At 72.3% G+C, this 16422-nt stretch carries 17 protein-coding genes; 4 read left to right on the top strand and 13 right to left on the bottom strand.

Features of this window, described 5'->3' with window-relative positions; all coding sequences use genetic code 11:
- Positions 1-34: 34 nt before the first annotated feature.
- From HWD93_RS09210 to HWD93_RS09195, 4 genes are all read right to left on the bottom strand, one after another.
- Positions 35-994, bottom strand: coding sequence for a squalene cyclase (locus tag HWD93_RS09210; RefSeq protein ID WP_261646639.1), 960 nt, complete (start codon positions 992-994; stop codon positions 35-37).
- A gap of 199 nt (positions 995-1193) precedes the next feature.
- Complete coding sequence (locus tag HWD93_RS09205) at positions 1194-1649, bottom strand: DUF2087 domain-containing protein (protein WP_261646638.1); 456 nt, start codon at positions 1647-1649, stop codon at positions 1194-1196.
- Positions 1649-2968 carry a GNAT family N-acetyltransferase gene (locus tag HWD93_RS09200; protein ID WP_261646637.1) on the bottom strand — a complete coding sequence of 440 codons (1320 nt, stop codon included), beginning with the start codon at positions 2966-2968 and terminating at the stop codon, positions 1649-1651. Before HWD93_RS09200 ends, HWD93_RS09205 begins: the two co-directional genes overlap by 1 nt.
- 119 nt (positions 2969-3087) lie before the next feature.
- Positions 3088-3582 (bottom strand): MarR family winged helix-turn-helix transcriptional regulator, encoded by a 495-nt coding sequence (locus HWD93_RS09195; RefSeq protein WP_071302739.1) that lies wholly within the window; start codon positions 3580-3582, stop codon positions 3088-3090.
- A gap of 90 nt (positions 3583-3672) precedes the next feature.
- On the opposite strand from HWD93_RS09195, the gene HWD93_RS09190 reads away from it, so the two are divergent.
- A complete protein-coding gene (locus HWD93_RS09190; RefSeq protein WP_261646636.1) occupies positions 3673-4602 on the top strand; it encodes an NADP-dependent oxidoreductase in 930 nt (309 codons plus the stop codon).
- Positions 4603-4653: 51 nt separating this feature from the next.
- On the opposite strand, the gene HWD93_RS09185 is transcribed toward HWD93_RS09190, so the two are convergent.
- Positions 4654-6177 (bottom strand): cryptochrome/photolyase family protein, encoded by a 1524-nt coding sequence (locus HWD93_RS09185; protein WP_261646635.1) that lies wholly within the window; start codon positions 6175-6177, stop codon positions 4654-4656.
- Positions 6178-6341: 164 nt separating this feature from the next.
- Between HWD93_RS09185 and HWD93_RS09180 the strand changes: the two genes are divergently transcribed.
- Complete coding sequence (locus tag HWD93_RS09180; RefSeq protein WP_261646634.1) at positions 6342-7211, top strand: SDR family oxidoreductase; 870 nt, start codon at positions 6342-6344, stop codon at positions 7209-7211.
- 178 nt (positions 7212-7389) lie between these two features.
- Here HWD93_RS09180 and HWD93_RS09175 read toward each other — a convergent pair whose 3' ends face one another.
- The 5 genes from HWD93_RS09175 to HWD93_RS09155 form a co-directional block, all read right to left on the bottom strand.
- Positions 7390-7917 (bottom strand): hypothetical protein, encoded by a 528-nt coding sequence (locus HWD93_RS09175; protein WP_071295595.1) that lies wholly within the window; start codon positions 7915-7917, stop codon positions 7390-7392.
- 1 nt (position 7918) lies between these two features.
- Positions 7919-8563 carry a signal peptidase I gene (locus HWD93_RS09170; protein ID WP_139201929.1) on the bottom strand — a complete coding sequence of 215 codons (645 nt, stop codon included), beginning with the start codon at positions 8561-8563 and terminating at the stop codon, positions 7919-7921.
- Positions 8560-9453: a hypothetical protein gene (locus tag HWD93_RS09165; RefSeq protein ID WP_071295597.1), complete on the bottom strand. Its 894-nt coding sequence runs from the start codon at positions 9451-9453 to the stop codon at positions 8560-8562. The genes HWD93_RS09170 and HWD93_RS09165 overlap by 4 nt, the downstream gene beginning before the upstream one ends.
- Positions 9450-10046 (bottom strand): TasA family protein, encoded by a 597-nt coding sequence (locus tag HWD93_RS09160; RefSeq protein WP_071295598.1) that lies wholly within the window; start codon positions 10044-10046, stop codon positions 9450-9452. The genes HWD93_RS09165 and HWD93_RS09160 overlap by 4 nt, the downstream gene beginning before the upstream one ends.
- A gap of 132 nt (positions 10047-10178) precedes the next feature.
- Positions 10179-10733 (bottom strand): alternate-type signal peptide domain-containing protein, encoded by a 555-nt coding sequence (locus HWD93_RS09155; protein WP_070419449.1) that lies wholly within the window; start codon positions 10731-10733, stop codon positions 10179-10181.
- Positions 10734-11078: 345 nt separating this feature from the next.
- On the opposite strand from HWD93_RS09155, the gene pnuC reads away from it, so the two are divergent.
- Both pnuC and HWD93_RS09145 read left to right on the top strand, forming a co-directional pair.
- Positions 11079-11744: a nicotinamide riboside transporter PnuC gene (gene pnuC / locus HWD93_RS09150; RefSeq protein ID WP_070418223.1), complete on the top strand. Its 666-nt coding sequence runs from the start codon at positions 11079-11081 to the stop codon at positions 11742-11744.
- Positions 11745-11800: 56 nt separating this feature from the next.
- Positions 11801-12433 (top strand): TetR/AcrR family transcriptional regulator, encoded by a 633-nt coding sequence (locus HWD93_RS09145; protein WP_070418224.1) that lies wholly within the window; start codon positions 11801-11803, stop codon positions 12431-12433.
- A gap of 13 nt (positions 12434-12446) precedes the next feature.
- On the opposite strand, the gene HWD93_RS09140 is transcribed toward HWD93_RS09145, so the two are convergent.
- The 3 genes from HWD93_RS09140 to HWD93_RS09130 form a co-directional block, all read right to left on the bottom strand.
- On the bottom strand, positions 12447-13667 hold the full coding sequence (locus tag HWD93_RS09140; protein ID WP_261646633.1) for an ABC transporter permease: 1221 nt from the start codon (positions 13665-13667) through the stop codon (positions 12447-12449).
- Positions 13664-14611, bottom strand: coding sequence for an ABC transporter ATP-binding protein (locus HWD93_RS09135; protein WP_071302729.1), 948 nt, complete (start codon positions 14609-14611; stop codon positions 13664-13666). The genes HWD93_RS09140 and HWD93_RS09135 overlap by 4 nt, the downstream gene beginning before the upstream one ends.
- Before the next feature lie 107 nt (positions 14612-14718).
- The gene (locus HWD93_RS09130) at positions 14719-16389 is read right to left on the bottom strand and encodes a glycoside hydrolase family 13 protein (RefSeq protein ID WP_261646632.1); all 1671 of its coding nucleotides are present in this window, start codon (positions 16387-16389) and stop codon (positions 14719-14721) included.
- Positions 16390-16422: the final 33 nt, after the last annotated feature.

Raw genomic sequence — 16422 nt, 5'->3', positions numbered from 1 at the left:
CTCGATCGTGCAACAGGACGCGGCCGTCGAGGCCTCAGACGCCGTCCCACCACCGCAGCACTCGCGTGCCCACGAGCGTGAGCCAGCGGGACGGCTCGCCGGCGGGCACGTCCACCTCGAACCACTGCCGGCCCGGCGGGCGGACGCCCTGGAGCCACCGTCCGTCAGCACCACGGGCAGCGCGGACCACCTCGATCGCCTCGGCGGCTCGGGGATCCGGTTCCGCCTCGTCCCGGAGCGCCGCGGCCCGGAGGTGGTCGGTCGCGCGGAGCACGCTGTACCTCCAGCGGAACGGGTACGCGAACTCCGTGGCCCAGGGGCCGACGAGCGCTCCGTCGGACTTCCGGTGGAGTAGTCGTCGGTCGAGGAGATAGTCGGCGCCTCGGTGGCGGGCGTCCCGGAGCTCGGCCGCGCGTGGATGCCGTCCGTCGGTCAGGACCTCGTGCTGCAGGAGCCCCTCGAGCACGTTGAGGGTCGAGTGGAACGACGAGACCGTCGAGCCCTCGACCCACTCGCAGTTCCACCCGCCGTCGGGCTGCTGGTGTTCGAGCATCCAGTCGGCGATGCCGTCGACGTCGGCGCCGAGCCATGCGCCGTTCGCGAGGGTGAAGGCGTTGATGCAGCAGTCGACCTCGCCGCCCCAGTACGGCAGGTCGTCGTACTCCCATCGGCTGTTCGCGTCGAGTCGTGCGGCGGTGTCGCCGAGGACCGCGGCGTCCAACCCCCACTCGCGCAGGGCGTTGAGCGACCAGGTCGTCGCGGTGTACGGCTGCCCGGGTCCCTCGGGCTCGGGTTCAGCGGGGAAGTACGCGCCGCCTGCCCACTGTCCGTCGGGGTCCTGGTGGGCGAGGAGTGCGGCGCCGAGGCCCTCGGTCGCGACCCGGGCACGCGTGGCCTGCCAGGTCGGTGCCGGCGCGCCGACGATGTCCCGTTCCACCTGCCACCGCAGGGCCGGGTCCGAGTCGAAGAGCCAGTCGACCACCGTGTCGTCCATGGCGCGGAGACTACGCCGACCACGGCGCGCGGGCGCCCGCGCGCGGCCGGGTCCGCACAACGGGAGTCGATCGGAGCCGTGCGTTCCCGTGGTTCGCGCGCACTTCGGTTGTGCGCCACCGCGCCGAACCGCGCCCGACGCGGCGCGCGCGGCAGCGCAGCGCCGCGCCGCATTGCGGGGGCGCCGCCCCGCGCCCGCGTCAGCCGACGTAGCGGTACGACGCCCCGTCGTCCGTCCGCACGAGCACGCCGAGGTCCACCGCGTCCCGCCGCACGATCGCGACGTCCTCGGCGAACATGGCGATCGCGGCGTTGAGCACCGACTCGGGGACCGGTCTGCCCGTGCCGAGCCGCTCGAACACGAGCTCGACGATGCGCACGGACAGCGGGTGGCGCTGGTCGTCCGGCACCGGCATCCGGGCGATCCGGTCGAACTCGAGCAGCGCCGCCGGCCCCTGCAGCCGCTGGAGGTCCTGCGCCGTCCGCCCGAGGAGCGGCGTGTCGGGTCCGTCGTCGCCGACCCAGTCGAAGGCCGCGACCGCAGCCCTTGTCCGGTCGTCGAGGGCTGCGCCGCCGACGATCGCGGACCGGAGCGACGGGCTCGCCAGCACCGCGACGGCCTGGCGAGCCCGTGCGACCGACTCGCGAAGGGGCATCAGAAGTACGTGATGCCGTGCGGCGTCCGCGGCGGGGTCAGCATCGCCCGCAGGAGTGCCGGCGCCGCCGGGTCCGCCGCGCGGAGGAGCCCGGCCGCCGCGAGCGTCGTCGGCGACACCGACCCGATGAGCAACGCACCGAGGTCCGCGACGTCGAGCTGGAGGTCGGACCCGGCCGCGTCGGCGTCGTCGGCGGTCTTCGTCACGGTGCCCCGCGCCTCCTGGACGTCCAGCCGGTACGTGCCGGAGGCGAACCCGAGCGCATCCGTCACGGCGAGCGTCAGCGAACCGTCGACCGCGTACGGACGCGACGCGAGCACCCGCTCGACGTCGAGGACGCGCAGCCAGACGTGGTCCTCCTCGTGGTCGACGTCGTACGCGCGGTTGTCGCCGAGCGCGGCGACGATCGGGTCGTCGAGCCGCGACCGGTTGTACGTGACGACGTCGTTGAGGTCGATCGAGAGCAGGAACTCCCAGAGCGACAGGTAGGCGTCGTCGGTGGCGTAGACCAGGTCGACGACCTCGAGCGTGGTGTCGCCGTCGCGGCTCTCCTTGACGCGCCAGGTCACGTAGCCGTCGAGCTCGTCGGAGTCGTCCGGGCGGTGCACGGCTGCGCGGACGTCCTTCGCCTTCTCGCCGTCGCCGTTGCGCAGCCCGAACACGACGGGCCAGGTGCCGGCGTTGCGCACCATGGAGCCCGGCGTCCGCGCGTTGAACCGGTCGAAGACGGCACGGCCGGGGCCGCCGGCGAGCCACTCGGGCGTGACGACGCTGACGACACCGGTGGTCGGTGCGAGGAGCGGGAGCGCACGCTCGCGGCGGACCCGGACGGCCCGCTCGCGGATCGCGCTGCCGAAGCCGAAGCGGCGGTAGATGGTGCCCTCGGACGCGGTCAGCGAGGCCACGGCGTAGCCCTCGGCGACACCGCATGCGAGGGCGTGCGTCATCATCGCGCGGAGGATCCCGCGGCGGCGCTCGGTCGGTCGGACGGTCACGGCGGAGATCGCCTGGGTGTCGATCGACGAACCGTCGCCCCAGCTCAGCTCCTTGCCGAACCAGGCGAAGGTACCGGCCGGCCAGGTCTCGTCGACGGAGCCCGGTGCGGGTCGGCGGACGTACGCGCCGAGCCAGGTCTGGTCGTCCTCGATGAACTGTGCGACCATGCGCGCGGCCGCCTCGTCGCCGGGGTGCGGTTCGTGGAACCCGAGTCCGACGGCCTGCATCCAGGCCTCGGTCTCGGCGTTCGGTGCCCCCTGCTCGTCCGTCCCGGGCGCGAAGGCGCGCAGCTCGTAGCGGTCGTCGAATGCCTCGTTGCTCACGTTCCCGACCCTATCGGGGTCCGGTGACGGAACGACAGGCGCGACGAGCGGGCCAGGAGGCGCGGGTCGGCCCCGCCACGCGCCGCACGCGGGCTCGGGTCACGCCGTCGCGCGTCTGCTCACCTCGCGGCGCGGCGGGACGCCGATCGGGGCGGGTTCTTCCGGAGGTGCTCGCTGATCCGGCCGAGGATCCGGTCGAGCTCCGCGGCGTCCTCGTCCGTGATCGGCGCGAACAGCAGCCCGTGCACCGTGCCGATGTGCCCGGGGAACACCGCCGCGAGGACGGCTCGCCCGTCGTCGGTCAGCGACACCACGGTGCTGCGCTCGTCGTCCGGAGAGGGGCCGCGCGTGACGAGTCCGCGCTGCTCGAGCAACTGCGCCTGGTAGGTCAGCCCGCTGCGGCTGTAGACCACCCCGTCGGCGAGGTCCGTCATCCGCAGGTGCCCGTCGGGGGAGTCTCCGAGTCGTGCCAGCAGCTGGAACTGCACGTACGACAGCCCGCCCACGTCCTTGAGCTGCTGCTCGACCGAGGGGCGCAGCAGCGCACTGACCTCGGTGAACGACAGGTAGGCGCGCAGCTGCGTCGGCGTCAGGGACGAGGGGGTTTCGGACATGATCCGATCCTACCTGTTGCTTCGAGTTCGAAGCAGTGTTACGGTTCCATCAATCGCTTCGAATTCGAAGCAAATGACGGAGGAGTCATCATGAAGGCAGTGCAGTTCCACGAGGTCGGCGGTCCCGAGGTCCTCACCTACGGCGACGTCGACGAGCCCACCCCCGGCCCGGGCGAGGTCCTCGTCCGGGTCACGGCATCGGCGTACAACGCGGCGGACAACGGCATGCGCGCCGGCTTCCTGCCCATCCCGGTCGCCCTGCCCCACGTCCCCGGGTACGACGTCTCCGGAACGGTCGCGTCCCTCGGGGACGACGTCACGGACCTGGCGGTCGGCGACGCGGTGATCGGCTTCCTGCCGATGGAACGCGACGGGGGAGCGGCCGAGTACGTCGTCGCTCCGGCGGACGCGCTCGTCGCCGCCCCGACGAGCATCCCGCTGGCGGACGCAGCTGCGCTGCCGTCGGTGGCGCTCACGGCGTGGCAGGCGCTCTTCGACGACGGTCGGCTCGAGGCCGGGCAGCGCGTGCTCGTCGTCGGCGCGGGCGGTGTGGTCGGGAAGTACGCGATCCAGCTCGCGAAGCGCGCCGGTGTCGAGGTCGTCGCCACGGCCAGCCCGCGCAGCGCCGACGCCGTCCGTGCCGCCGGTGCCGACCAGGTCGTCGACCACACCACGACCGACGTGCTGCAGGCGGTCGACGGGCAGGTCGACGTCCTGCTCAACCTCGCCCCGATCGAGCCCGAGCAGTTCGCCTCGTTCGTGGCCGCGGTCCGCGACGGGGGTGCGGTCGTGAGCACGACGGCGTTCATGGCGACCCCGGGGGACGAGTCCCGCGGGGTCCGTGCTGCGACGGTGTTCGTGCTCCGGAACCGCGAACGGCTGGCCGAGCTCGTCCGGCTCGTCGACGCCGGGGAGCTCACGGTCGAGGTGACGCGGCGCATCCCGCTGACCGAGCTGCAGGCGCTGCACACCGAGGGCGCCGCCGGACGGATCGCCGGCAAGGTCGTCGTCCTCGTCTGAGCGACCAGCGACCCGGTGGGGGGATCGTGACCCACCACCGGGCCGGGCGCGTCAGGGGGAGCCGCGCCGCGCCGCCTGGGCCACCACCTCGTCGAGGTCCGCCAGCTTCCGCATCTGCTGGAGCGGACGGGCCATCCGGTTGTTGTCCCGCAGGGCGGGCTCCGTCCGCGCGAGGAAGGCCCAGTAGCCCGCGGTGAAGGGGCAGGCGTCCTCGCCGAGCCGCTTCGTCGGGTCGTAGCGGCACCCGCCGCAGTGGTCCGACATCCGGTCGATGTACCGACCACCGGACGCGTACGGCTTCGTCGCGACCATCCCGCCGTCGGCGTGCTGGGACATGCCGATGATGTTCGCGGGCATCACCCAGTCGGTCCCGTCGACGAACACGTCCGTGAACCACTCGGTGAGGTGCACCGGGTCGTACCCGCGCTGCAGCGCCCAGTTGCCCAGCACCATGAGCCGTTGGATGTGGTGCAGCCAGCCGTGGTCGTGCAGGCCCTCGATCGCGGTGCGGAGGCAGGCGGCCTCGACCCGGGACGCGTCGAGCTCCCGCCACCACCGGGGGAGCCGCTCGTGCGCTCCGAGGGCGTTCTCCGACGCGCCGTAGTCGTCGCCGAACCACCAGTAGAGGTGCCAGACGTAGTCGCGCCACCCGGCGATCTGCCGGACGAACCCCTCGACGCTCGCGAGCGGGGCGTCGTCGTCGCGGTGGGCCACGAGTGCCGCCTCGATCGCGTCGCGCGGGTCGAGGACACCGAGGTTCATCGGGACGCTGAGCAACGAGTGCGCCATCGTCCAGTCGTTCGTGAGCGTGGCGTCCTCGAACGGGCCGAAGTCGTTCAGCCGGGTGCGTACGAAGTCGTCGAGGGCGCTCTGGGCCTCGTCGGGCGTGACCGCGAACCGCCGACGGTCGTCCGCACCGACGAAGCGGGCGATGCCGTCCCGCTCCCAGCGGTCCAGGTCACGTCGGACCTCCTCGTCGACCTCGTCCTCCTCGGGCCACCACGGCTCCGGGAGTCCGAGTGTGGTCGCACCCTTCGGCGGCGACTCCCGGTTCTGCTCGTCGAGGCTGAACTTCCCGCCGACGGGCGCGTCCGAGCGCATCAGCCAGCCCTCGCGACGGCGGACCCGCTCGTAGAACGTCTCCATCCGGAAGCGACCGGTGCCCTGCGCGGCCCACTCGGCGAACTCGTCCTCGTCGGTCACGAAGCCGCGGCTCGGCAGCACCTCGGTGCCCCTGCCCCAGTGCCGCACCTGTGCGCGGAGCGTCCGCGACGGCGGGTCGACGACCTCGAGGTCGTCCCGGCCGACCAGCGCCTGCCGGAGCGTGTCGACCTGCACGTGCTCGACGCGGTCGCCCTCGCCCCGGTCGCGGAGGTCGCGGACCAGGTGCCGGAGCGCACTCAGCCACAGGTGCGCCTTCGCACGGTGCAGGGGACGCGCGGTGAAGAACTCGCGGGCCTCGACCACGAGGAGCGGGCCGCCGTCGTCGAAGTCCGGGCCGTACTGTCCCGGCAGGATGAGGCGCCGGCGCCGCTCGGAGCGTCGGTCGGCCGGGGCGGTGCGCGCGTCCGTCATGCGGCGGACGGTACGCGAGCACGCGGGTGCGGGCCCGTCACGTCCCCCGACTCCACGGCGGTTCCGCGGGCGCGCCCTCCTGTGTAGGGTGGCGGACATGCAGTGCCGCTGAACCCGCTTCCGACTCCCTCCAGTGCCCCGTCGGGGCCGTCGAAAGGTTCAGCATGCCCGCATCCACCCTGCCCCTCGCCGGCAAGACCGCTCTCGTCACCGGTGTCTCACGACGCCGTGGCATCGGGTTCGCCGTCGCGTCGAAGCTCGCCGACCTCGGCGCGAGCATCGTCGTGCACCACCACCGCCCGCACGACCTCGACCTGCCGTGGGGCGGCGACGACCTCGACGCCGTCCGCGACGGACTGCGCGCACACCTCATCGAGGGCGCCCGGTTCGCGGACGTCCCCGGCGACCTGTCCGACCCCTCCGTGATCCCGGGGCTGATCGACACCGCGACGGCACTCACCGGCCGCCTCGACGTCCTCGTGTGCAACCACGCCAAGAGCGGGGACGACGGCAGCATCCTCGACATGACGCCGGAGCGGCTCACCGCCTTCTGGGAGGTCAACACCCGCGCGACGATGCTGCTGACCGCTGAGTTCGCCCGGCGCCGCGCACCGCGGACGGACGAGCCACGACGGCCGGGGGACCGGATCGTGGGCACCGGCCCGTACGCCGAGGCAGAGGGGCACGTGTTCTGGATGACCTCCGGGCAGATCCACGGGGCGATGATCGGCGAGGTCGCGTACGCCGCGAGCAAGGCCGCGCTCGCCGGGGTGACCGCCACGGTCGCCAAGGAGCTGCTCGAGCTCGGCATCGTGCTCAACACCGTCAACCCCGGGCCGGTGAACACGGGCTACATGGACCCGGAGACCACGGACCGGTCGCTCGACGGCCTCGACGAGTACCTGGCGAGCACGCCGTTCGGTCGCGTCGGGACGCCGCAGGACCCGGCGGAGCTCATCGGGTGGCTCGCGTCGTCCGCGGGCAGTTGGGTCGTCGGGCAGGTCCTCACGTCGGACGGCGGCTTCAGTCTGTGACGTGGCCACGCTCCTGACCCGGCCACGGTCGGACGGGAGGCGCGGTGCGGGCCGGCACCGCGCCTCCCGTCCGACGGCGGGTCCTGTCCACCGCGACGGGTCGCGTCCACCGCGACGGGTCGCGTCCACCGCGACGGCGCGGGCGGACGCGTGGTGATGCCCCGTGGTCGCGCCGTGGTCAGTCGGTCGCGCCGCGTGGGGGATCGACCAGCAGCCCGACGCGGTCCGCCAGGTACGCCTCGAGCGGGACGGCAGCACCCGCGGTGGGGGACCACCGGACGAACGGGCCGCCGTCGTCGACGAAGAGCACGCCGTCCGAGCCGACGAGCGACCCGTCGACCGGGATCGGCGTCGCGCCGTGGTTCACGGTGTCCCCGGGCTCGAAGTGGCCCTTCTGCGCCGCTGCCCGGTAGGCCCGACGGACCTCGGCGGAGACGGACACGAACTGCGACCGCCCGGGTTCGGTGACGCGCGTGATCCGTCCGGTCGCCCAGACCCGGCCGTCGGTCTCGGGGGAGGACCCGAGCAGCAGCGCGCCGACCCGCCACACCCGGCCGAGCGATCGGATGGCGGGCTCGCGCCGGATGCCGAGCACGGCCTTCGGCTCGACGTACTCGCCGAGGGCCTCGTCCGGGACGTCGGCGTCGCGGAGCCGTCGCGCCGCGTCGTCGAGCAGCGCCCTCGCCCGTTCCACGCCGTCCGTCACGTCACCCGAGCGTAGCCCGGTGGGCGCCGCGACCGCGTGGCCCCCGTCCGTCGGCGTCGCCCGCGGCGCGTCGGCGACGCACGGCCGACACGGTGCCGATCGTGACCATCACCGCGCCGTACGCCAGCAGGACCCCGGCGATCGCGGGCACGAGCCACGAGCGCGACCCGTTGACGAGCTGGTTCACCAGGCCGATGTCCGGCAGGCTGTACCAGACGACGCCGCGCACCTGGGCAGCCGTCACCGGTGCGGGATCGGCGAGCGCGTTGTTGTCGCCCTTGAGTGTGAACGTCCGGGACCCGTCCGACGACGACGCGACCGAGACCACCCGGTGGCTGATGACCGCCGGCTGCCCGGAGGTGATCTGGTAGGTCACGACGTCGCCGATGCGGATGTTCTCGACGGGCGTCGGCCGGACGACGAGGAGCGTGCCGGGCGGCAGCGTCGGGTCCATCGACTGCGTGAGGACGGTGAGTGGCGTGGACCCGGCCGCCTTCGGCACGACGATGAGCACGACGGCGAGCCCGGCGACGATGACGAGCAGCCCCGTGCTCAGTCCGAGCGCGAGGGCGTGGACGACCGCACGCCAGCCGGTGCGCGGCGGGCGCCGGGCGCGCCGGGCAGCGCCGTCGGTGGGCGCGCTCATGCGCCGCACCGGACGGCTGCCCCGTCGTTCTGGGTGAAGAGGGTGATCTGCCCGGTCCCGACCACGGTGCTCGTGGGGTTGCCCGCGCTGTCGAGGATCTTCACGGTGATCAGCACCGGGCCGCTCGTGGCGACGCTCGCGGGGATCTGGCTCGGCGCGATGGTGAAGCGGCCGTAGTAGTCCTGCTGCTTCGGGGCGACCATCGTGGACGCGTCGCGCCCGGCGTAGGCGCCGTACCAGGTGTCCTTCGGCCGGGACGAGGTGGCCCAGGCGACCTCGACGTAGTTGCCGCTGTGGTCCGTGCACGTGAGGGCGGGCGTGGCCGCCGAGGTGTTCAGGTAGAAACCGCCGGACACGACGCCCGAGCTCCACGTGCCGGCCGTCACCGTGAGGTTCACGTTCACGTTCGCGGTGCTCGACGCCGGTGCGGACGAGGACGGCGTGCTCCGCGTGCACCAGACGGCACTGGCGCCGGCGGCGAGCTTCGTGGTGAGGCTCGGCAGCGACGCCCAGGTGCCGGAGACGGAGCCGGTGCCGACCGAGGTCGACGCCGTGCAGGCCGCGGTCCCGGTCACGGGCCACGCGACGACGCTCACGGCCTGTGCGAGGGCGGTCGAGCTGCCGGACACGACGGAGACGGTGGTCGTGGCGGTGCCGGCGAGCGACCCCGCGTTGGTCAGGGTGAGCGGCTTCGTCGTGCTCGTCACGCTCGAGGAGAACGTGGTCGTCATGTCGCTCGTGCCGGTCAGGGACGCCCCGGTCTTCCCGATGGTCACGCTCGACGCGGTCGTCCCGGTCGCGCTCCAGAGCGCCCACGCGGCGGACGACCCGCCGACGACGAACGCCAGCGCCAACAGCCCGGCGAGCACGGTGCGGAGTCGGCGGCTCATGCGCTGACCTGCGTGCCGGTCACGGTCAGGGTGAAGTCGGTGACGGCCCCGGCGACGGTCTGCGGTGCGTCGGCGTCGAGGTCCATCTCGACGCACCCGACGGCGCTCGCGCCGGCCGCGAGGGTGAACGAGCCGATGCCGGTGTCGAAGGCAGCGAGCCGTCCGCTCGCGCCGGACAGGCCGGTGCGGCAGTCGGCGGTGCTGCCGACCACCGCGAGGCGCAGGCTCAGCTCACCGAGCACCGCAGCCGGGGTCGCGTTCGTGGCGTAGGCGACGTTCGTCGAGGTGGTGGCGACCCGCATGGTGAGCGGGATCGAGCCGGTGTTGCGCACCGTGAACGTGCCGGTGACGCCGCCACCAGGACCGAGGACGGACGTGTTCATCGCGGAGAGCGGGCCGGTGGTGATGGTGGCGGTCGCGGACCGCACCGTCGAGGCCGAGGTGCTGGCGGTGCCGTTCCAGAGCGCGTAGGTGCCGCCCGTGCCGAGCAGCGCCGTCACGACCGCGACGACCAGGGCGAGGGCAGTGGGCCAGATCCACCGGTGACGACGCGGCGCCGCGTGGCGTCCGCTCGTCCTCGGTGTGCTGGTCATGTCCGTCCCCTGGTCGTCGTGGTGTGCACCGCCGTCCGGCGGTGCGGGTGGGCCAGGAGGCGCGTGGTCGCGATCGGCGGATCAGGGACCCATCGAGACCACGGGCTCCACGGCCCGGGTTGCTTCCGCGGGTCAGGAACCGATCGCGGTCTGGGTCAGCGTGAACGCGAGCGCGCCGACGTTGAGCGTGCCGCCCTGGCCCGTGGTGGCCGACGACGGCAGGGTGATCGTGAAGACGACCTTGACGGTCGAGGTCGCGGCGGAGGGGGAGACCACGAAGGTGTTCGCGTTCGCGGTCGACTGCACGACCGAGGCGCTCGACGAGGTAACCGCGAGGGTCTTCGTCGTCGCGGCGAGCAGGGCGCTGTCACCGGTGATGCTCTGGCTGGCGTAGGTGAGGTTCGCCTTGAGGTCCTGGCCGGTCGCACCGATCGTCAGGGTCTGCGTGAACTGGTACGAGTTGCCCGGCACCATGAGGGCGCTCGCCGGGTTGATCGTCGCCGAGCGGCCGTTCGTGATGTCCGTCCAGACGCCGTCGTTGTTCGCGCTGAGGGTCAGCGATCCCGAGCTCACCGAGGAGGCCGCGGTGCTGGCGCTGGCGTTCCACAGAGCGAAGGTGCCCGCGCCGCCGAGGAGGAGGGCGACACCGGCGGCGCCGGCGATGGCACCGGTCACGATCTTGTGCATGAGGGGTCCGTTCTGCGCGTTCGGGCGCGCTGCGACCATCGGCAGTGCCGACGGGACGATGTCATCGACCCGTGGTTCGTGCGGGTCGCGGCTGACCTGTGCCGGAGAGCTGTCGCCGGGCTCCGCGACGTGACACGTCTCGGGCGGGCTGGACTCGCTCTGGTGTCGACGCTACCGGTCCCCCAAAGTGCGGACAAGTGGGAACATGCGTCTGAATGGACCCAGTACAGGGGTCATTTTCGTCCCCGAGAGTGCCGACACGGTTTGTACCCCGATCGGTCTCGGTCGCGCAAGGAATGCCGACCGCCCCCGTACCGTTGCACCGTCCGGAAACGAGGAGGGCCCATGGGCATCGTGCGGTGGCTGTTCGACGCGCAGCTCGTCATCGGCGACCAGACCGTGCTCTGGCGCGAGGTGATCGGCAACGTGTTCGGCCTGCTCAGCGCCCTCGGTGGGATGCGCCGCAAGGTGTGGGCCTGGCCGGTCGGCATCGTCGGCAACGCCCTGCTCTTCACGGTCTTCATGGGAGCGCTCTTCGACACCCCCAACCCGGTGAACCTGCTCGGTCAGGCCGGACGCCAGGTGATGTTCATCATCGTGAGCGTCTACGGCTGGTACCGCTGGACGCACCGTCCCGACGACGCGACGACCGTGATCGAGCCGCGCTGGGCCTCCTGGAAGGCTCGTGGACTGATGGTCCTCGTCATGGTGGGCGGCACCGCCGTCCTGACCCCGGTGTTCCGCGCCCTCGGCTCGTACGAGCCGGTGTGGAGCGACGCCTGGATCTTCGTCGGCTCGCTGCTCGCGACCTACGGCATGGCCAAGGGCTGGGTGGAGTTCTGGCTGATCTGGGTCGCGGTCGACCTCGTCGGTGTGCCGCTCCTGTTCTCGGCCGGGTACTACGCCTCCGGGCTCATGTACGTGTTCTACGGCGTCTTCACCCTGACCGGGTTCTTCGTCTGGATGCGCCAGCGCACGAAGCCCTCGGCGGCCCCGGTCACGGTCGGCTGACCGAGGCCCCCGCTCTGGGACGAGACAAACCCTCGAGAACAGTGTGTGATGGTCGGATGGCACACCACCACGACGCGGCCTTCGAGGACGAACAGTCCCTGGCCGAACGGATCGTCCGCGCCGCGATCCGCGCCTACCGACTGCACCCGTTCGACAGCGTCGACGCCGAGGTGGTCGCCGAGGTCGCCGGTATCGAGGTGACCACGGTGGAGCGGCTCTTCCCGACGTGGGACGCGCTGCTGCTCGTCACCTACGACCGGTGGACGCAGCTGCGCGGGACGCGTCGGAGGAACCCGCCGACGTGCACGATCGAGCACGTCCGGATGACCCTCGCCGAGGACGTCGCCGACCCCGGCCTCGTGCGGGTGCTCGCCGGTGCCATCACGATCGCGGCGGCCGACACCGGCTTCGCCGAGCTCTTCCGCAAGCGCTTCGAGGAGTACGCCGAGCAGCTCTCGTCCGGGCTCGAGCGCGACGTCGAGTCCGGGTCCGAGCGCCTGGCGATCCCCGCGTACCAGGCCGCGACGCAGCTGCTCGCGGTGTACGAGGGGCTGCAGATCCAGATGCTCGTGCGCCCGCACATCGACGTCCTCGTGGAGTTCGACCGTGCCGTCCGCACCCTCCGTCAGGGGTGGCGCGAGCGCGAGGTGCGGGCGTGGGACCTCGACGAGGTCGTCCTCACCAGCTAGCCGGTCGGGCCGGTCAGGCCCGCGACCGACGCCGCCACGACACGATCTGCCGGAGCGTCACCTTCGAGCCGTACTGCGCGACGGAGTGCCGGAACAGGTACTCGGCGAACCACAGCAGCACGGCCGCGACCACGAACACCTCGACGATGCAGACCACCGACTCGGTGACGGTGAGCGACCCGACCGCGTTCCGGACCATCGCGGTGATCGGCGTGAACGTCGGGAAGTACGTGAAGAACGACGCCACCGGTGAGGTCGGCGTCGTCATCACGAAGAACGCCGCGTAGAGCGGGATGATCAGCGAGAAGATCGCCACCGACTGCAGCGCCGAGGCGTCCTTGATCGAGGGCACGGCGGCCCCGACCGCGACGAACAGCGCCGACGCCAGCAGGACCCCACCGACGAGGAGCAGCGCACCGACCACCATCCGCCAGGGGTCGATGGTCAGCCCGCCGAGTCGTGACGCCACGAGGGAGAGCGCGGCGAGCAGCCCGATCAGCCCCGGGACGACGAACACCCCGACCTGGACGAACCCGACGAGCAGCATCGCGATGACCTTGCCGCGGATGAGGTCGCCGGCCGTGACGGTCGTGAGGATCATCTCGGAGATGCGGTTCTCCTTCTCCTCGACCACCACCGTGACCATGCGGGTGGCTAGCAGGATGACGAGCCCGAAGAACGCGGCGACGTAGAGGAACGGCGGCACGATCGACAACCAGCCCGGCGCCACCCGGCCGTCCGCGTAGGTCGTCAGGTCGGTGTCCGGCGGGTTCCGGAGGAGTTCGACGGACTCCGGGTCGTCGACGGTCGCGGCGACGCTCTGCTCGAGGACCCGCTCCGCCAGCGAGGAGTACCCGCCGTTCCCGAAGAGCCCGCGGTCGGCCGCCTCGACCCGGATCGGTGACGTCGACGGCGACTCGGGGAAGGTGATGAACGCGTCGAGGGTCCCGGAGCGCACCGCGGCCCGGTCGGCGGCGGGGTCGGTCGACGGCGACCCGCCCCACTTCGCGGCGACGCTCTCGGACACCAGGCCGGAGTCGTCCACGTACCGGAAGGGCGTCTTTGTCGCGGACGAGCTGGACACCACCGAGTCGGTCCCGGCGGACTGCCCGACCCCGACGAGGAGCGACACCACCACGATGACGACCGGCAGCGCCAGCGTGCCGATCCAGAACGCGGGCTTCTTCACCGCACGCACGAACTCGAACCGGATGACGGTCCCGAGGCGGCTCACGCGGCGGCTCCGGCCCGTGCGGTGTCGGCAGCCGCGTCGGCTCCGGCGTCGTGGCCGTACACCTGGACGAAGATCTCGTCGAGCGGGATGCGCCGCATCTCGAACCCGGTGACGTGCACGCCGGCCGAGACGAGCGACGCGAGGATGTCCGACCCGTCGGCCGCGGCCGCGGGCATCGGCACGAGGTAGGCGACGTGCCCCTCGTGCCGGGCGAGGCGGTACAGCGGCGACGGCGGCACCGGCCCGTCGAGGCCGACCCGGGCGACCGCGCCGCCGAAGGCGTCCTGCACGTCGGGGATGGTGCCGTACGCGGCCGCGGTGCCGTCCTTCAGGAGCAGGATGCGGTCGCAGAGCCGCTCGACCTCGTCCATGTGGTGGGTGACGAGGACGACCGTGGCACCGTCGGCCTTCCGCTCGTCGACGAGGTCCAGCAGCAGCCGACGGTTGACCGGGTCGAGGCCCTTCGTCGGCTCGTCGAGGATGAGCAGCCGGGGCCGGTCCATGATCGTGATGCCGAGCTGGACCTTCTGCTGCTGCCCGCCGGAGAGCTTGTCCACCCGGAGCTTCGCCCGGTCCGCCAGGCCGACGCGGGCGAGGTAGTCCATGCTCCACGCCGTCGCCTCGGGCCCGCGCAGGCCGCGGAGCCGCCCGAAGTACGTCATCACGTCGATGACCGACTCCTTGCGGTACAGGCCGCGTTCCTCGGGCAGGTAGCCGATCCCGCCGGTGGCCGGTCGGTAGGGCTGCCCGTCGATCGTGAGGGTGCCGGCGGTCGGGGTGGTGATGCCGAGCAGCGCACGGATGGTCGTGGTCTTGCCCGAGCCGTTGCTGCCGAGCAGGCCGAAGGTCTCACCGGGGGCGATGTCGAACGAGAGCCCGTCGACCACGTTCCGGTCCCCGAACCGCATCACGAAGTCCTGCACGCTGATGGTCGCCCCGGTCATGCCGCGACCCTACCGGCACCGCCTGACGGCGCTCGGGCGTGACCGCCTGACGGACGGGAGGCGCGGTGCCTGCCCGCACCGCGCCTCCAGTCCGTCACCTGGTTCCGTCAGGAACGCAACCAGGCCGTCCCCACACCCGACAGTGCGCCGTCTGCCACCGGCGCGGAGGCGAGCAGCAGCTCGCCTGCGGGGAGGTCGTACGGCTCGTCGCCGAACACCGTCACGCTCGTCCAGCCGTTCGGCCGACGGAACGCGAGCACGTCGTCGCGGCCGGTCTCGAGCCACTCGAGGTGTTCCTCGGACTGCAGCTGGCCGCGCAGGCCGAGCGCCTTCCGGTACAGGTTCAGCGTCGAGTCGGGGTCGGCGTCCTCGGCCTCGACCGACACATCGGCGAACCACGCCGGCTGCGGCAGGTGCGCACCGCCGTCGCCGAACCCGAAGCTCCTGCCGTTCCGGGTCCAGGGGAGCGGCACGCGGCAGCCGTCACGGCCGACGTCGACGCCCGGGTTCCGGAAGAACGCCGGGTCCTGACGGTCGGCTTCGGGGATGTCGCCGACCTCCTGCAGGCCGAGCTCCTCGCCCTGGTAGAGGTAAGCCGAGCCGGGCAGCGCGAGTTCGAGCAGCGTCGCCGCGGTGGCACGGCGCAGTCCGAGCGAGCGGTCGAGCGCGTCCTGCGAGCCGCCGGCGAGCAGCCACGCGCTGCCCTGCTTCTCCTCGGCGCCGTTGCGTGCCGGCAGGGCGTAGCGGGTGGCGTGCCGGACGACGTCGTGGTTCGAGAAGACCCACGTGGTCGATGATCCGGACTCCTCGGCGAGCCCGAGGTTGAACTCGATGATGCTCCGGAACTGCCCGGCGTCGAAGTCGGCCTCGAGCAGGTCGAAGTTGAACGCCTGCCCGAGCCCCTCGGCGCTGGCGTACCGGGCGCGGCGGTCGGCGGCGACCCACGCCTCGGCGACGGCCGTGCGTGCGGGCGTGTACTCGTCGAAGACCTTCCGCCACTCGGCGTAGATCTCGTGGACGTCGTCGCGGTCCCAGAGGATGTGCGAGCCGTCCTTCGGCGACGCGAGGACCTCGGCCCACGTCGGGAGCGGGCCCGACGGCAGGTCCTTCGCCAGGCCGTGCGCGACGTCGATGCGGAACCCGTCCACACCGCGGTCGGACCAGAAGCGGAGGGTGTGCAGGAAGTCGTCGCGGACCTCGCGGTTCGCCCAGTTGAGGTCGGGCTGTTCCTTGGCGAAGTTGTGCAGGTACCACTGGCCGTCGCCGACCGCGGTCCAGGCCGGGCCGCCGAAGATCGACACCCAGTCGGCGGGCGCTTCCGCCCCGTCGGGACCGGACCCGTCACGGAAGACGTACCGGTCGCGGGCGGGGGAGCCCTTCTCCGCTGCGAGCGCCTCGCGGAACCACCCGTGCCGGTCGCTCGTGTGGTTCGGGACGACGTCGACGATCACGCGGATCCCGGCACCGTGCAGCGCCGCGACCATCTCGTCGAAGTCCTCGAGCGTGCCGAGGCGCGGGTCGACGTCCCGGTAGTCGTCCACGTCGTAGCCGCCGTCGGCGAGTGCGGACGGGTAGAACGGGCTGAGCCAGACGGCCTCGATCCCGAGGGACGCCAGGTACGGCACCTTCGCGGTGACACCGGGCAGGTCGCCGATGCCGTCGCCGTTCGCGTCGGCGAAGGACCGTGGGTAGATCTGGTAGACGCTGGCCTGGCGCCACCAGGTGCTGCTCCCGTCCTCGGTCGCGGGTGCGGCGGCGGTCTCGACGACGTCGGTCATGGTGGGGGTCCTCTCGGTTGCGGAGTCGGTGGT

The sequence above is a fragment of the Curtobacterium sp. C2H10 genome (genome assembly GCF_025407985.1).
Lineage (GTDB): Bacteria > Actinomycetota > Actinomycetes > Actinomycetales > Microbacteriaceae > Curtobacterium.
Note: the sequence above shows the minus strand (reverse complement) of the source record. Positions and strands in the feature narration are given on the sequence as shown.

Coding starts and splice junctions, on each gene's coding strand:
- HWD93_RS09210 (WP_261646639.1), bottom strand. CDS start 994: ATGGACGACACGGTGGTCGACTGGCTCTTCGACTCGGACCCGGCCCTG.
- HWD93_RS09205 (WP_261646638.1), bottom strand. CDS start 1,649: ATGCCCCTTCGCGAGTCGGTCGCACGGGCTCGCCAGGCCGTCGCGGTG.
- HWD93_RS09195 (WP_071302739.1), bottom strand. CDS start 3,582: ATGTCCGAAACCCCCTCGTCCCTGACGCCGACGCAGCTGCGCGCCTAC.
- HWD93_RS09190 (WP_261646636.1), top strand. CDS start 3,673: ATGAAGGCAGTGCAGTTCCACGAGGTCGGCGGTCCCGAGGTCCTCACC.
- HWD93_RS09185 (WP_261646635.1), bottom strand. CDS start 6,177: ATGACGGACGCGCGCACCGCCCCGGCCGACCGACGCTCCGAGCGGCGC.
- HWD93_RS09180 (WP_261646634.1), top strand. CDS start 6,342: ATGCCCGCATCCACCCTGCCCCTCGCCGGCAAGACCGCTCTCGTCACC.
- HWD93_RS09170 (WP_139201929.1), bottom strand. CDS start 8,563: ATGAGCGCGCCCACCGACGGCGCTGCCCGGCGCGCCCGGCGCCCGCCG.
- HWD93_RS09165 (WP_071295597.1), bottom strand. CDS start 9,453: ATGAGCCGCCGACTCCGCACCGTGCTCGCCGGGCTGTTGGCGCTGGCG.
- HWD93_RS09160 (WP_071295598.1), bottom strand. CDS start 10,046: ATGACCAGCACACCGAGGACGAGCGGACGCCACGCGGCGCCGCGTCGT.
- HWD93_RS09155 (WP_070419449.1), bottom strand. CDS start 10,733: ATGCACAAGATCGTGACCGGTGCCATCGCCGGCGCCGCCGGTGTCGCC.
- pnuC (WP_070418223.1), top strand. CDS start 11,079: ATGGGCATCGTGCGGTGGCTGTTCGACGCGCAGCTCGTCATCGGCGAC.
- HWD93_RS09145 (WP_070418224.1), top strand. CDS start 11,801: ATGGCACACCACCACGACGCGGCCTTCGAGGACGAACAGTCCCTGGCC.
- HWD93_RS09135 (WP_071302729.1), bottom strand. CDS start 14,611: ATGACCGGGGCGACCATCAGCGTGCAGGACTTCGTGATGCGGTTCGGG.
- HWD93_RS09130 (WP_261646632.1), bottom strand. CDS start 16,389: ATGACCGACGTCGTCGAGACCGCCGCCGCACCCGCGACCGAGGACGGG.